The sequence below is a fragment of the Gloeobacter violaceus PCC 7421 genome (assembly GCF_000011385.1).
GTDB classification, from domain to species: domain Bacteria; phylum Cyanobacteriota; class Cyanobacteriia; order Gloeobacterales; family Gloeobacteraceae; genus Gloeobacter; species Gloeobacter violaceus.
On the sequence record NC_005125.1, the window covers coordinates 2,709,274 to 2,723,347 of the forward strand.

14 protein-coding genes and 2 pseudogenes are annotated in these 14,074 nt (G+C 62.0%); 5 read left to right on the forward strand and 11 right to left on the reverse strand.

Annotated elements, in window-relative coordinates; all coding sequences use genetic code 11:
- Positions 1–2 precede the first annotated feature (2 nt).
- From GLL_RS13200 to hisS, 3 genes are all read right to left on the reverse strand, one after another.
- Complete coding sequence (locus GLL_RS13200; protein ID WP_011142550.1) at positions 3–230, reverse strand: DUF5340 domain-containing protein; 228 nt, start codon at positions 228–230, stop codon at positions 3–5.
- Entirely contained in the window at positions 227–1,114 is an 888-nt protein-coding gene (gene trpC, locus GLL_RS13205) for an indole-3-glycerol phosphate synthase TrpC (protein WP_011142551.1), read from the reverse strand. The genes GLL_RS13200 and trpC overlap by 4 nt, the downstream gene beginning before the upstream one ends.
- A 64-nt stretch (positions 1,115–1,178) precedes the next feature.
- Positions 1,179–2,582, reverse strand: coding sequence for a histidine--tRNA ligase (gene hisS, locus GLL_RS13210; RefSeq protein ID WP_011142552.1), 1,404 nt, complete (start codon positions 2,580–2,582; stop codon positions 1,179–1,181).
- Positions 2,583–2,698: 116 nt separating this feature from the next.
- On the opposite strand from hisS, the gene GLL_RS13215 reads away from it, so the two are divergent.
- The 3 genes and pseudogenes from GLL_RS13215 to GLL_RS23740 form a co-directional block, all read left to right on the forward strand.
- On the forward strand, positions 2,699–3,202 hold the full coding sequence (locus GLL_RS13215) for a TIGR02652 family protein (protein WP_011142553.1): 504 nt from the start codon (positions 2,699–2,701) through the stop codon (positions 3,200–3,202).
- A 32-nt stretch (positions 3,203–3,234) separates the two neighbouring features.
- Positions 3,235–4,488: a glycosyltransferase gene (locus GLL_RS13220; protein WP_164929048.1), complete on the forward strand. Its 1,254-nt coding sequence runs from the start codon at positions 3,235–3,237 to the stop codon at positions 4,486–4,488.
- A gap of 93 nt (positions 4,489–4,581) precedes the next feature.
- A pseudogene (locus GLL_RS23740) lies at positions 4,582–4,764 on the forward strand (IS982 family transposase); the annotation flags it as partial.
- Between the two features lie 36 nt (positions 4,765–4,800).
- Here GLL_RS23740 and GLL_RS13230 read toward each other — a convergent pair.
- The 4 genes and pseudogenes from GLL_RS13230 to GLL_RS13245 all read right to left on the reverse strand — a co-directional run bounded on the left by GLL_RS13230 (position 4,801) and on the right by GLL_RS13245 (position 8,474).
- Positions 4,801–6,091, reverse strand: a pseudogene (locus tag GLL_RS13230) (IS256 family transposase).
- A complete protein-coding gene (locus GLL_RS13235; RefSeq protein ID WP_011142557.1) occupies positions 6,066–6,704 on the reverse strand; it encodes a transposase in 639 nt (212 codons plus the stop codon). The pseudogene GLL_RS13230 and the gene GLL_RS13235 overlap by 26 nt, the downstream one beginning before the upstream one ends.
- 296 nt (positions 6,705–7,000) lie before the next feature.
- The gene (locus GLL_RS13240; RefSeq protein WP_011142558.1) at positions 7,001–7,870 is read right to left on the reverse strand and encodes a hypothetical protein; all 870 of its coding nucleotides are present in this window, start codon (positions 7,868–7,870) and stop codon (positions 7,001–7,003) included.
- Positions 7,871–7,874: 4 nt separating this feature from the next.
- Entirely contained in the window at positions 7,875–8,474 is a 600-nt protein-coding gene (locus tag GLL_RS13245) for a (2Fe-2S) ferredoxin domain-containing protein (RefSeq protein ID WP_011142559.1), read from the reverse strand.
- A gap of 113 nt (positions 8,475–8,587) precedes the next feature.
- Here GLL_RS13245 and dpsA point away from each other — a divergent pair, with 113 nt between their 5' ends.
- A complete protein-coding gene (dpsA, locus tag GLL_RS13250; RefSeq protein WP_011142560.1) occupies positions 8,588–9,151 on the forward strand; it encodes a DNA starvation/stationary phase protection protein DpsA in 564 nt (187 codons plus the stop codon).
- Here dpsA and GLL_RS13255 read toward each other — a convergent pair.
- From GLL_RS13255 to atpD, 4 genes are all read right to left on the reverse strand, one after another.
- On the reverse strand, positions 9,148–10,032 hold the full coding sequence (locus GLL_RS13255) for an AAA family ATPase (protein ID WP_011142561.1): 885 nt from the start codon (positions 10,030–10,032) through the stop codon (positions 9,148–9,150). The two genes, dpsA and GLL_RS13255, sit on opposite strands and share 4 nt — an antisense overlap.
- Positions 10,033–10,098: 66 nt before the next feature.
- Entirely contained in the window at positions 10,099–10,497 is a 399-nt protein-coding gene (atpC, locus tag GLL_RS13260) for an ATP synthase F1 subunit epsilon (protein ID WP_011142562.1), read from the reverse strand.
- Positions 10,498–10,539: 42 nt separating this feature from the next.
- A complete protein-coding gene (locus tag GLL_RS13265) occupies positions 10,540–11,799 on the reverse strand; it encodes a dihydrolipoamide acetyltransferase family protein (RefSeq protein WP_011142563.1) in 1,260 nt (419 codons plus the stop codon).
- Positions 11,800–11,902: 103 nt separating this feature from the next.
- The gene (atpD, locus tag GLL_RS13270) at positions 11,903–13,339 is read right to left on the reverse strand and encodes a F0F1 ATP synthase subunit beta (protein WP_011142564.1); all 1,437 of its coding nucleotides are present in this window, start codon (positions 13,337–13,339) and stop codon (positions 11,903–11,905) included.
- 127 nt (positions 13,340–13,466) lie between these two features.
- Here atpD and GLL_RS13275 point away from each other — a divergent pair, with 127 nt between their 5' ends.
- The gene (locus tag GLL_RS13275) at positions 13,467–14,030 is read left to right on the forward strand and encodes a DUF2808 domain-containing protein (protein ID WP_011142565.1); all 564 of its coding nucleotides are present in this window, start codon (positions 13,467–13,469) and stop codon (positions 14,028–14,030) included.
- The last annotated feature ends 44 nt before the right edge of the window (positions 14,031–14,074 follow it).

Sequence of the window (14,074 nt, forward strand, 5' to 3'; positions counted from 1 at the left end):
GCTCAGGGCTGTTCGTAGGACCAGCGCGGATCGAGATGGAGACCTTGCCGCTCCCAGCGCTCCTCCAGATGCTTTTGCTGAGAGAGCGCCTTGCGCAGGGTGCGCATCAGTTCCTGCAATTCCTCCAGACTGGCGTGATCGACCTGGATCACTGCGGCGGCGGTCTGTCGCTCCAGGACGCGCAGGAGGGTCTCGTAGTGGATATGGGCGGGTACAGGAATCTGCATCATACGCCCTCCACCAGCCGACCGACGGCCTGGGCCGGGTCCGCTTCGCGCAATAGAGATTCACCGACCAGCACCGCGCGCGCCCCCGCCTTGCGCACGCGCGCCAGATCCGCACCCTGGTAAATGCCCGATTCGCTCACCACGGTGATGCCCCACTCGGCGAGCCGTTCGCCCCGCTCGGTCAGAAGCGTTTCGGTAGTCTCCAGGTGCACTTCGAAGTCGAGCAGGTTGCGGTTGTTGATGCCCACCAGCGCCACTCCTTCCAGAGCCAGAACGCGGTCGAGTTCTTCGAGATCGTGCACTTCGACCAGGGCTGCCATCCCCAGCTGGTCGGCCACCCGCATCAAGTAGGCCAGGTCGGTATCGCTCAAAATGGCGGCGATCAGCAATACGGCGTCGGCCCCGTGGGCGCGGGCCAGATAAATCTGGTAAGGGCCGAGGATAAATTCTTTGCACAGCAAAGGCAGCGGCACCTGCTCACGGATACGGCTGAGGTTGGTGAAACTGCCTTGAAAAAAGGCTTCGTCGGTGAGCACGGAGATGGCGTCCGCACCGCCGCGGGTGTAAGCCTGGGCAAGGGCCACCGGATCAAAATCGCTTCTGAGCACTCCACGGCTCGGGGAGGCTTTTTTGACCTCGGCGATCACGGCGACCGGATGGGGAGATCGGCGCAGCGCACCCAAAAAATTGCGCACCTCCGGGGCGCTTGCGGTGCGGGCCCGCAGCTTGGCAAGGGGCAAGCGCTCTCGCCAGCGGTCCAGTTCCTGCTCTTTGGCCCAGACAATTTTTTCGAGGATGTTGCCCGGTTCGACATCGGCACCCTGCAGCTGAAACTGCAGCGGACCCACGGCGACCGGCGGCTGTTCGGGACGGCGACGAATCTTCACAGTGCGACACATGGAGGTGCCCACATATTCTGACACCACCGCGCACCAGCGTACAGGCGACCACTCAGGAGCGCAGACGCCCGGCGATCAGCTGTCCTGCCGTCGCAAGCGGAATTTTCTCCTGGCGGCGGGTGGTCAAATCCCGAAGGGCGGCCTGGCCCTGGGCCATCTCGTCGGGACCGACGATCACCGCGTAGGCGAAGCCTTTTTCGTTGGCGTAGCCCAGCTGCTGGCGCATGCCGTTTGGGGTGAAAGGCTCCTCGTGGTAGCCCAATTCGGCGCGCACCCCCGCCTCGCGCAGTCCCCGCACCAGTTCGAAGCACACCTGCGAGACGCCCGGATCGCCAAAGTGCAGCACCAGCACCTCGCCGGCGCGGCGGAGGCTGGCAAAAAGTCCGAGCTGGTCCATAGCCGCCAGGATGCGGTCGAGCCCGAAGGAGGTACCGCAGGCAGGCAGATCCGCCTTGCCGCCGGACAGATCGTAGATGAGCCGGTCGTAGCGGCCTCCCGCCCCGACCGAACCCACCTTCGCGGCGCTCACCGTCTCGAAGATGGTGCCGGTGTAGTAATCAAGACCGCGCGCCAGGGCAAGGTCGATGCGGTAGTAGGCACTATCCACCCCGAGCGCCTCCAGATAATGCAGCAGCTTTGTCAGTTCGCCGATCCCCCGCTGGGCGGCTTCGGAACCAGCCAGCAGCGAACGGGCGCCCTCCAGCACTTGCTCAGAGGTACCTTCCAGGGCAATGACCTGGAAGAGGGCGTCGAGCTGGTCGGCATTCAGGCCCTTGCCGGCCAGTTCGAGGCGCACTTTCTCCGGCGGCAGTTTGTCGAGCTTGTCGATAGAGGTGAGCACCGTCGCTTCTTTAGTCGGTGCGATCCCAGCTTGCTCGATGAGCCCCTTCAGCAGTTGGCGGTGGTTGATCTTGACGGTGAAATCGGCAAAGCCCAGGGCCTTGAACGCTTCGACCGTCAGAGCAATCAGCTCCGTCTCCACCAGCGGGCTGGTCGATCCGACCACGTCGGCGTCGCACTGGTGAAACTCCCGATAGCGGCCCTCGCCGGGGCGATCCCCGCGCCAGACCGGCTGGATTTGATAGCGCTTGAAGGGACGGGGCAGGCGGCGGGTTTGCTTTTTGGGATCGGCCGGGTCGGCCACCATCTGGTCGCCGTACATGCCCACCACCCGCGCGAGCGGCACCGTCAAGTCATAGCGCAGGGCGTGTTCGGTGCGCTCGCCGGCCTTAAGGGTACCCAGCGAACCGCTGCTCACCACGTGGTAGATGAGCTTTTCGCCCTCCTCGCCGTACTTGCCCGCCAGGGTCTCCCAGCGCTCGATCGCGGGCGTCTCCAGCGGTTCGAAGCCGTACTTGCGAAAGATGGTTTTGAGAGTATCGATGACATATTCACGGCGGATCATCTCGTCGGGCAAGAAATCGCGCGTGCCGCCCATCGTCCCCAGTTCGCCCATCGCCAAAATCCCAAACCGCCTGAACCAGCATAGTAGCCCGCCCGGCGGCGGCGCCAGTTTTAGAATCCGGCCCGGGGCAGGGCAGATATAATAAAGGTCAAATCCGGGGAACGGCGATGTATCAGCCAGTCAATTACAACCCCATCTTTGGCCCTGAGATCCGCTGTCCCCATTGCAGGCAGTGGGTCGCGGCGCTGACGCTGACGGACACCTATCTGTGCCAGCGCCACGGAGCTTTTGAGGCCGACCCCGAGACCGAGACGCTGGTGCATCTGCAGTCCGGGCGGCGCTGGCGCCTGTGGGAAGACAATTGGTACCGCCAGCACACCCACCCCGACGGCATCCGCTTCGAAATTCACGAAGAACTCGATCGTCTACACACCCAGGGCTATCGGGCCACGCGGGTGGTGGTGGCCGAGCGCTACCGCGAGCTGATCAGCACGTTTCTGGAGCGCACCACCTTCGGCCGCAGCGAGGACGCCCGCCACCGCCTCTACGGCCTGCCGGTCGAATTCAGCGGTGCTGCGGACCAAGACGGCCGCTGGTCGGTGATCAATTTCGAACTGGTCAAAGAGCCGGGTCCGCCCCTCAAATACCCGTACTTTCGTCTATTCGATTGAGAGCCGTGCCGGAGAATCCCCGCACACGGCAGGTGCAAACCGCGCTGGTCTGGTCTGCGCTGGTACTTTTTGTACTCGCTTTGCACCTGATCCCCACCGGGGCGTCGGTAGTGTGGCTTGCAGCAGGACTGACGGGTCTGTACGCTGTGCGGGTGCTCTTTGCCCTCAGCCCACGGCCCAAGAGCGATCCTGCCTACCGGCCGCGGGTCTCGGTGCTGGTGGCGGCCAAAAACGAGCAGGCGGTCGCCGCCCAACTGGTAGCCATGCTGCGCAGGCTCGACTATCCCGACTTTGAAGTCTGGATTGCCGATGACGGCAGCACCGACCGCACTTACCAGCGCCTCCTTGAAGCGGGCCGGGGCTGGCAGGCGCTGCATCTGGTGCGGCGCATCCCCGAGCGCAGCCGACCCGGCAAATCCGCGGTGCTCAACGAGTTGCGCGAGCGCGCCACCGGCGACATTCTGGTGGTCTTCGACGCCGACGCCCGGGTCGAGCCGGATTTTTTGAGCCGCACGGTGCCGCTGTTCGCCGTTTCAAGCGTCGGGGCCTTGCAGGTGCGCAAGCGCGTCCACAATGCCGATTTTAACTTCTGGACCCGCGGCCAGTCGGCGGAGATGCTGCTCGATGCCTTTTACCAGCAGCAGCGCGCCGCCATCGGCGGCACCGCCGAATTGCGCGGCAACGGCCAGCTTGTCCGCGCCGCCGCCCTGGAAGCGGTAGGCGGCTGGAACGAAGCGACCGTCACCGACGATCTCGATCTCACCTTGCGGCTGCATCTGGGCGGCTGGCAGATCGCCTTTGCAAGCGACCCGTGCGTCGATGAGGAAGGCGTGACCACCTGGTCGGCGCTCTGGCGGCAGCGATCCCGCTGGGCCGAAGGCGGCTTCCAGCGCTACCTCGACTATGCCCCGCGGCTGTTCGGGGGGGCCATGGGCACGACCAAAACCGTCGACCAATTGATCTTTTGCACGATCCAGTACCTGATGCCGGTGGCGGCAGTACTTGATCTGCTTTTTGCGTTCCAGCGCGGCGCTGCGCCGCTGCTCACACCCTTGGTTCTGGTGGCGACTGTGTTTACTGTCTGCGGATTTTACTTCGGCCAGCGCGAGCGGGGAGTGCAAGTGGGCAGAGCAATGCTCGAAACGCTGGCGGGCACGATCTACTTTCTGCACTGGTTTCCAGTCATCCTGGTGAAACTGGCCCGCACGGCGCTTGAACCCAAAAAACTCGTCTGGGTCAAGACCGCCCACCAGGGCGAATACGGGACGGCCGACTTCAAGCCGTAGAACTTGAAATTACCCTTAGACGTCAGTTCGGGATAAGGAAATACGGTCCGCCTAGGCTGGGATTACCACATCACAAGCCACGGACCGCTCGCTATGCCCAGTCTAGAAGCGCTCTTTTGCCATGTCGATGACTTCTGCCAACGCTTCGAGCCGCTCTGGCAGCAACAATTGCTCGACGATGGCCTGCGACACAGGCGACGGCCACGCCGACTCTGCCTCAGCGAAATCTTGACGATTCTGATTGCCTTTCACCAATCCGCTTACCGCCACTTCAAGGCGGGATCTGTCAATTATTTTGTGTAAGTGAATTTGTCATACCTTTAGCCTTCCCTCGAACTCAATCGTCAGCCGGTTTAGTGCAGGACGCCAATCCCGGATCGGCATCGTCCATTTCTTCATCTGGTTCTGGATCGCCAGATACACCATCTTCATTACCGACTCGTCATTCGGCATGATGTGGTGGTTGCGACTCACCTTCCGAATCGTCATGTTCAGTGATTCTATCGCATTCGTCGTGTAAATCACCTTTCGAATGTCCTCACCAAACCGGAATATCGGGATCACCCGCACCCAGGGTCGTTGGGGCAACGACCCCCAGTTCTCTCGCCACATCCGACTGACGCTTGAATACTGCTTGTCCCACTTCTCACTCAAAAGTTCCAGGGGCGTTGGGACAACGCCCCCCAGATGCAACTCCGCCTCTTCTTCCGTCGCGGCACTGTAGATAGACCGTAGGTCTGCACACAATGATTTGCGGTCTTTCCACGACACATATTTGCACGAATTGCGCACCATGTGTACCATGCACAACTGCACCAAGCAACCGTGATAAACCGATTCAATTGCCTCCGGTAAACCGGTCAGTCCATCCACACAGGCAATCAAAATATCCTTCAGGCCCCGGTTGTTCAGTTCCGTCAGGATCCCCAACCAAAACTTTGCCCCTTCATGGGCCGAAAGCCAGAGCCCTAAAAGCTCCTTGCGTCCCTCCAGGTCTACGCCCAGAGCCAGGTAGACGGCTTTATTCACCACCCGACCGTTGTCGCGTACCTTCACCTGCAGGCAGTCAAAATAAGCAATCGGGTAGACGGTTTCGAGTGGACGATTCTGCCATTGCCGCACCTCGTCCATCACCGCATCGGTCACGTTCGAGATCAGCGTTGGGGATACTTCGACCCCGTACATCTCCTGCAGTTGGGCTTGAATATCACGGGTCGTCATTCCGCGCGCATACAGCGCCAGAATCTTCTCATCGAGTCCCGCCAGGCGTGTCTGACCACCCGTTGATCCAACGGGTGTGACCTTTGCGCACAACGACCGGCTCGAACTCGGCGTTGCGGTCGCGGGGGATGTGGAGTTCGACTGGACCGCATTCGGCCTGGAGGGTCTTCTGACTTTTGCCGTTTCTGGAGTTGCCGGTACCTTTGCCGGCGGCTTCGTGCTTCTTGTAACCGAGGTGAGTTTCCATCTCGGCTTCGAGAGCGCGTTCAATGACGGCCTTGGTCAGTTGCTTGAGGAGGCCGCCCTCACCGAGGATAGTTTGCGGGTCGGTGCCGTCGTAATCTTTGAGTAGTTCGTCAAGAATCTCTTTGCGGATGGTCATCAGCTCCTCCTGCCTGAGAGAGTATTGTACTTTCTTTGCTGCGACCACTTACACAATTTAGTTTACAGACCCGCCGAAGCATCAGAGCCCGTTGACCCTGACGATATTGTTTCAGCCATCTGCGCCGCAAGCTCATCAGCTTTTCCACCAATTGGCGACATCGCTCCATCCCTTGGGACCAGACTTCACTTTGTAGACCGACTCGAAATGTGCTTCGCCGTTTGACCACTCTACCTGGCTCCGCTACCCGTGACACGTACTTTTGCAATCCCTGACGCTTCAGTTGCTTGCCGTGCATCACAGACAAACTCATCGCCATCGCAAGCACCATCAGCATCCGCTTGAATCGCTTTGGCTGGACACGCAATTTCTCCAGATTGTACCCGCCACTTTTACAGTCGCGGAACATCTCCTCGATGCCCCAGCGGCAACGATACCAAGTGATGGCCTCTTGCGGTGTCGACAAATTAGTCAACAGCCACCAGGGCTCACAATAAGCCTCTTTTTTGCCTGGCTGGAATCCGAGTTTCCCGGCGATGTTTACAGGCCCAAACGGCTTGCGCTTGACCAGTTTTGCTCCTTTGAACCACAGAGACTGGCCGGGCTTCAGCACCAAGTCTGCTAAACATTGCCAGTCCGATGGTGCGGACGACTGCAACCATTCACTGCGCTTGAGACGCAGGCAGGCAGTAAAGGAACTGCTGGTAGAATGGAGGCAACATTTGATTGATGGGGGGTTTGCCCACAGTGGCAAGCCCTTCTTTCTTAGGATAGAGGCATCGAAGCCATGCAGGGCAAGCTTTTCAAGCCCTCTGTCACCCCGTCAACTGGTGGAGAGTAGCGATACAGTCATAATGCCTTACATAAAGCGATCATAGGTACCGCAACGTTGTGCGTCAAAAGACAGGTCTAGAGTAACTCGCCTACCATGGCAACATCCGCACGCAACCGGCCACCCGAGGGCACCAGTTGCAGGTGATCGCCGGTGTTCATGGCGTTGCGCGGCGCCATCCAAGGTTCCAGGCAGTAGAAGGGTTTGTCCTTGAGCGTCCAGAACACCAGAAAGGCAAATACCGGGTCGTAGCGCAGGGTGATTCGGTAACCGTCGGCGGGGCTGGTGGCCGCCGCTTCCTGGGCGTGCACGTCGGTAAAGATCCAGTCGATCGACGGGGCGTCAAAAGGAAAACCCGTTTGAAAACTACCGGGCTTGCCGGTGACTTGATCGATGTAGCGCGCAGCGGGCAGGTCGAACCGCAGCTTCGATTTGTCCGTGCAGGGGAAGTACGGATGAAAACCTGTGTACATCGGCAGCGGACGCTCGGAGCGGTTTTCGTACTCCTGGCGAATGGTCAACTCGCCCCCATGCAGCAAGTAGGTGAAGCGCACGGTGAAATCGAACGGGTAGCGCTCGCGGGTGGCTTCGTTGCTAGTCAGTTCGAGGGTGAGGCCGGCGGCGCCCACGGTCGATTCTTCAACCACCTGCCAGGCCATCGTCCGCGCCAGACCGTGCTGTTTGAGGGTGTAGGGCCGGCCCGCGACGGTGTAGGTGTCGTCGGGCAGGTTGCCGCAGATGGGAAAGAGAATCGGGTTGCCGCCGCGCACCGAGCGGGCGGGGTCGTAGTACGTCTCCGGGTCCAGGTAGAGCAGATCCCGACCGGCGAGGGTGAAACCGCTCACCATGCCGCCCCGGCCGGGGGCGACGCGTACGGTCGCGTCGGATTCGCTATCCACCAACCGGCACTCACCGAATGGCCCCGTCTCGCGCTGTACCTGAAACACAGGCCTACTCCAGTTTAGGAAGCAATTCGCGCAGCAGCAGTTCCTGTGCCTGCGCGGGATCGACGTAGGTGTGGCGGGTCTTCGCAGGGGTAATCATCAGATTCGGTCCCTGCTTGCAATGCTTCATACAGCCGGTGGTGCGAATTTGGACGCGGTCTGCGAGGCCGTAGCGCTCGACCGCTTCTTCGAGATTGCGGATGAGCTTGCGCGCACCGCGCTTGCAGCAGTCGGAACTCTCGCAGACCAGCACGCGGGTCTTGGGCAAAGTCGGGGACGCTGCTTCGGGGGAGTTGGCCGGTTCGGGGAGGTTCGGGGGGACGGGTAGCGGTACAGTGAGCGGTTGGGCGGCATTCACCGTCGCCTTCAGGTGCAACAGCACCGTCGCTTTAAGATACGTCTCGCCGTCGTCGTCGAATTTGAGCTTGCCGCGCACCTGCACCCGCTCGCCCACGACGATGGTCTGGGTCACGCGGTAGGCCCATTCTTTTGGAAACTTCACGACAATCTCCCCTTCGGGTGTCGCCAGGGTGCAGCGGTTCACCAGGCCCCGCTTGCCGGGCAGGTAGGCCGTCACTTCCCCTTCGAGCGTTCGCAGTTCGCCCATGCGGTATCCTCGCAGCGCTGTTTTCAACCTAGCACTCCCCCCGGCGGTACTGCCGGTGAGATTTACACTGCGAGTACAATGGTTGGCTATGAACCAGTTCTGAGATTCGCCCTATGGTTGCTCTTCGCCATCAATTACGCCAGGCTTTCGGCCAACTGCAGGACAACGCCGTCGGTCTCGAGCGCAGCATTACCGAGCCTGTCACCGAGGGGCTCAATCACCTGCTGGCCAGCTTCTACACGCTCTATCACCAGTACCAGAAACACCACTGGGTCGTCGAAGGCACCGAATTCGGCCAGCTGCACGAAACCTTCGACGACTACGCCGGTGAGACCCGCGGCTACGCCGAGGACTTGGGCGAACGCATCGACGGGCTTGGAGCGGTACCCGTGAGCCGTCCCGCCCGGTTGCAGGAGATGTCCTGCTTCCAGCCCGAGGACGACGGCGTGTTCGACTGCCGCACGATGCTGGTCAACGACCTGGGTGCCGAGCAGTCGATCATCAAGCTGCTGCGCCAGCAGATTGCCGCGGCAGGCAGCCTCGGCGACTACGGCACCGAGCACTACCTCAAGGAAGTACTGCTCAAGACCGAGGAGCGGGCCTTCCACCTGGCCCATTACCTGGCCGACGACAGCCTGGTGCTCGATCTCGACCTGCCCACCAACGGCAGCCGCTAGCGGCGCGTATACGCTTCGACCAATCCGCTCTCGATCGCCTGCTGGTCGCTCATGATCTGCTCACCCCAGCGCAAGCAGCGATCGAGATCGAGGCGGACCGCCTCGAAGCGGGGCGGCTGACCGCCATGGTTGACCAGATTGCGGCTGACGTTCTCCAGTCCCCAGGCTTTGACCTGCTGGAGCAGCATGTCGTCGTAGGCGCGCGAGCGGATGGCGGCAAAAAAATCGACCGGCTGAGCGCCGAAGCGCTGAATCAGCCGCTCCAGGTCGTAGCGGCCGAGGGCGGCGCCGTCCTCGGCAAACAGGTGTGCCACGATCTCGGACTTTTCGGCGAAGGTGGGTTCCCACGAGAATTTGCTCATCCGCCCGTCGCGCACCAGCGGTGCGTAGAGCTTCGAAAAATCGTTGCCCGTAACCACAAACGGGATGCGCGGCAGCGGCGTCGGGTCGTAACTGCCCGGCAGTTGCACGTTGGTCGGGTTGTCGGCGATCGCCATCAAAGCGGCGTTGACCAGTTGGGTATTGACCGTGTACTGGGTGGTCGCGCTCCAGAAACCCGCGCCCGCGTCGATGTCGTGGATGACGATGGCCGCCACCCGCCCGCGCACCTTCACCAATTCCGCCGCCTCCCGGTAGCGCAGGCGGATGAGCCGCCCCGGTTCCCCCGCATCCGGGCTTTCAAGCTCCGAGGAGGAGATGACGATCACGTTCGCCTGCAACTCCTGCAGCACCCGGTCGACCATGAAGGACTTGCCCTCGCCCTTCGGGCCGTGGATGCCCAATATCAAAGGCGTCTGCACCTTCGGCAGCGCCGCGTAGTTTTTGGCGATGTGCAAAATAATCCGGTCGCGAAAACGATCCGGGATGAAATAGCCGGCCATGGCCCTGCCCCCGCGAATGCCTTCCCCGCATTATAGGCGGTAGCAAATGCTGCAATTTGGCTGGGCTTAGAGGGCGCCCGCGGCGCGCAGGCGAGCGTTGGCGCGCTCCAGGGCGGTCTGTGCCTGCAGCAGTTCGGTTTTGTTCTGGCTGGTGGCAAGGGTCTGCTCGGCGCGGGCAAGGGCGGCGCGGGCGCGATCCACGTCGATGCCGCTGCCGAGTTCGGCGGCCATCGCCACGACGCTGACTTCGTTGTTGTCGACTTCGGCCACGCCCGTGAGCACGGCGATCGGGATGAATGTGCCCTGCTTGCGCACCCGCATCACGCCGTTGCTGAGGCCGGTGATCAGCGGGGCGTGGTTGGTGAGGATACCCAGCTGGCCGCTGACGCTGGGCAACACCACCTCATCGACCTGGTCGTCGAAGACGACTTTGTTGGGAGCGACAATCTTAATCTGCAAAGCCATGGCAACTCTCTCCTCGCAAAACGGCGTCCGGACAATCGATCATCAAAGCGTCAACTGCTGCGGCGATTGCTCGATGAGCTTGGCCAGATCCTGCAGGAAGCGCGCCCCGTCGGTGCCGTAGAAGACCCGGTGGTCGCCGCTCAAGTTGACTTGCATCTGTTTTTGAATGGCGATGTGGCCCGCCTCGGTAACTACCACCGTCGGTTTGGCGGCACCGATAGCCAGAATGGCGCTGGTGCCGGGGGGCACAATGGCATCGAAGCGGTCGACCCCGAACATGCCCAGATTCGACAGGGTGAAGTTGCCGCTCGTGTACTCCTCCGGCTGCAGCTTCTTGAGGCGGGCGCGCTCCACCAGATCTTTCCACTCGCGCGCCAGGGTATAGAGATCTTTGCTGTCGGCGGCGCGCAGCACCGGGGTGATCAGCCCCCCCTCCTCCATCGCCACCGCCACTGCGACATTGACCGCCGAATGGTAGCGGAGGCCGGATTCGGTGTAGGCGGCAAACAGCAGCGGGTGCTTGGCGAGGGTAATGGCCACGGCCTTCACCAGCATCGTGGTCACCGTCACGCCCTTCGATTTGACCGACTTGTGCAGTTCGTCGAAAGCATCGGTCGTGATCGTATAACCGACCCGAAAAGCCGGGATGGCCAGGGCCGCTTCCATGTTACGGTTGACCGCCTGCTGCAGGGCGCTGAAGGCCACCGGCTGACCGCTCGCCGCCGCAGCCGGGAGCGGGGCAGGGGCGGACGCCGGTTTGGCGGCGGGGGCGGGGGCCGGAGCCTTGGCGCCTGCCGCAGCGCGCTCGACATCTTCACCCACGATCCGGCCACCGGGACCGCTGCCCGTGATGCTCGCCAGATCCACCCCCAGTTGTTCAGCGAGGCGGCGGGCGTTGGGAGAAGCGACGATCCGGCCGCCGTTGCTGCCGGAGGAGACTGGAGTTGTGGCGGCCGCCACCGGGGCAGGAGCACTCGGCGCCGGTGCCGGGGTGGGAACCGTCGCAGGTGGTGCGGCGGCAGTGCCGCTTGGGGGCCGTTTTTTTGCCTCTGCCACCTCCGCCTCGGTCTCGGCAATCAGGGCGATCACCGAGCCTACCGGGGCGCTGCCGCCGTCGCTTACCAGGATGTTCGCGAGGATGCCCTCGTCAAAAGACTCGACATCCATGTCCGCCTTGTCGGACTCGACGACCAGCAGGATGTCGCTGCGGCTGACCGCATCTCCCTCCTGCTTCTTCCAGGTGACGATCTTGCCCTCGGTCATCGTCGAGGACAGGGCGGGCATCGTGACTTCGCGTATCATCGGCGTCTGCGTAACAAATCACAACAGATACTATCATCTCCGCTTCTAAAAAACCGCCACCCCCGGCGGTGCGGCGGCGGCGGTTCGGGTGAGCCAGAAGTCTTTACGACTTACCTTCGTCTTTGAGCTTTTTGGCCTTTTCGAGCGCCTCGTCGAGGTCGCCCACCAGGTAAAAAGCCTGCTCGGGCAGATCGTCGAATTCGCCCTGCAGCACGCGCTTGAAGCCGGCGATCGTTTTATCCAGGGAGACGTACTTGCCGGGGGAGCCGGTGAAGATCTCGGCGACGTGGAACGGCTGCGACAAAAAGCGCTGCAGTTTGCGCGCCCGGTTGACCACCAGCTTGTCTTCGGGCGAGAGTTCGTCGAGGCCCAAAATGGCGATGATGTCCTGGAGATCTTTGTAGCGCTGCAGGGTCGATTGCACGCCGCGGGCGATGTTGTAGTGCTCTTCGCCGACGACGGCGGGTTGCAGCATCGTCGAGGTGGAGGAGAGCGGGTCCACCGCCGGGTAGATGCCCAAAGAGGCCAACTGCCGTGAGAGTACCGTGGTGGCGTCGAGGTGGGCGAAGGTGGTGGCGGGGGCGGGGTCGGTCAGGTCGTCCGCCGGCACGTAGACCGCCTGCACCGAGGTGATCGAGCCTTCGTTGGTGGAGGTGATGCGCTCCTGCAAATCGCCCATCTCGGTGCCCAAAGTCGGTTGGTAGCCGACCGCCGAGGGCATGCGGCCCAAGAGCGCCGATACTTCAGAACCCGCCTGCACAAAGCGGAAGATATTGTCGATAAACAACAGCACGTCCTGCTTGCTCACGTCGCGGAAGTACTCGGCCATGGTGAGGGCCGTCAGACCCACGCGCATGCGCGCCCCCGGCGGCTCGTTCATCTGGCCGTAGACCAGCGCCACCTGCCCGAGCACGTTCGATTCTTTAAATTCGTTGTAGAGGTCGTTGCCCTCGCGGGTCCGCTCGCCCACACCGCCGAACACCGACACGCCCGAGTGTTCTTTGGCGATGTTGTGGATGAGTTCTTGAATGAGCACCGTCTTGCCCACACCCGCGCCGCCGAACAGGCCGATCTTGCCGCCCTTGCGGTAGGGAGCCAGCAGGTCGATGACCTTGATGCCCGTTTCGAAAATCTCCGGTTGGGTCACCAGGTCGGTGAATTTGGGAGCGGAGCGGTGGATCGAGAACTTATCGACAATCTCGACCGGCCCCAACTCGTCGATCGGCTCGCCCAGCACGTTGAAGATGCGGCCCAGAGTCGACTTGCCCACCGGAACTGTGATCGGGGCACCGGTGTCGATCGCCTTCATGCCCCGCACCATGCCGTCGGTCGTGCTCATCGAGACCGCCCGCACCTTCTTGTCACCGAGCAGCTGCTGCACTTCGCAGGTCAGGCGGATGTCGAGCCCCGAGTCGGTCTTGCCTTCGATAAGTAGGGCGTTGTAGATGGCAGGCAAATCGCCTTCCGGGAATTCTGCGTCGACCACAGGACCAATGATCTGGGTGATATAGCCAACGTTTTTTGCCGTCGTTGTTACCATGGCGTGCCGTCAAGATACCTTCGCTCGCAATGTAGCACAATCTGTAACAATTCCCGCGTCCGCTTTGGTCTGGGGCAAGCTGGAGGCGACCCTTTGCCTGTGCCGTGTTTATTAGGGAGTCGATGGAATGTCTCTGGGCAAACACCTGATCCTTCCGGCCGCCTGCGCGCTGCTCTGCGGCGCCGGTGCCGCCGCCGCCATCCAATTCAGTTCGGGCGAGACGGCCTTCAACGGACCCCTGCGGCTTTTGCGCTCGGCGGTCAGCCAGGTGACGATCGAAGACTATCCGGCGTACTACCAGTTCGCAGTCGAAGCGCCCGGTAGCCTCGACGAACCGCTGGCCCGCCTCGATATCGGCCTGCCCACCGAGTACGGTCCTTTCGGGCTCAATCTGCCCAATCCGTCCCAGGTGCGCGCCTTCATCCCGACCCAGCCCTACGTCCAGGCGCCCCAGTATCCCGAACGGGTCCTGCCGGTCAGCGCCAGGGTGAGTGAGCAAGTGATCAGCGTCGTCTTCGACCCGCCGGTCGGACCCGGCAACGTCGTCACCGTCGAGTGGGGTCCGGTGCGCAATCCGCGCATGGACGGCAACTATTTGTTTGAGGTAAATGCCTTTCCGCCGGGGGCAATGGCGCGCTCGATGTACGTCGGTATCGGGCGGATCGTCATCCGCCGGGGCGGACGCGGATAGCGGTTTTGAGCCGCTTGAGCGCCCTGCACCCGGCCGGTTCGCTA

Coding starts and splice junctions, on each gene's coding strand:
- GLL_RS13200 (WP_011142550.1), bottom strand. CDS start 230: ATGATGCAGATTCCTGTACCCGCCCATATCCACTACGAGACCCTCCTG.
- hisS (WP_011142552.1), bottom strand. CDS start 2,582: ATGGGCGAACTGGGGACGATGGGCGGCACGCGCGATTTCTTGCCCGAC.
- GLL_RS13215 (WP_011142553.1), top strand. CDS start 2,699: ATGTATCAGCCAGTCAATTACAACCCCATCTTTGGCCCTGAGATCCGC.
- GLL_RS13245 (WP_011142559.1), bottom strand. CDS start 8,474: ATGGGCGAACTGCGAACGCTCGAAGGGGAAGTGACGGCCTACCTGCCC.
- dpsA (WP_011142560.1), top strand. CDS start 8,588: ATGGTTGCTCTTCGCCATCAATTACGCCAGGCTTTCGGCCAACTGCAG.
- GLL_RS13255 (WP_011142561.1), bottom strand. CDS start 10,032: ATGGCCGGCTATTTCATCCCGGATCGTTTTCGCGACCGGATTATTTTG.
- atpC (WP_011142562.1), bottom strand. CDS start 10,497: ATGGCTTTGCAGATTAAGATTGTCGCTCCCAACAAAGTCGTCTTCGAC.
- GLL_RS13265 (WP_011142563.1), bottom strand. CDS start 11,799: ATGATACGCGAAGTCACGATGCCCGCCCTGTCCTCGACGATGACCGAG.
- atpD (WP_011142564.1), bottom strand. CDS start 13,339: ATGGTAACAACGACGGCAAAAAACGTTGGCTATATCACCCAGATCATT.
- GLL_RS13275 (WP_011142565.1), top strand. CDS start 13,467: ATGTCTCTGGGCAAACACCTGATCCTTCCGGCCGCCTGCGCGCTGCTC.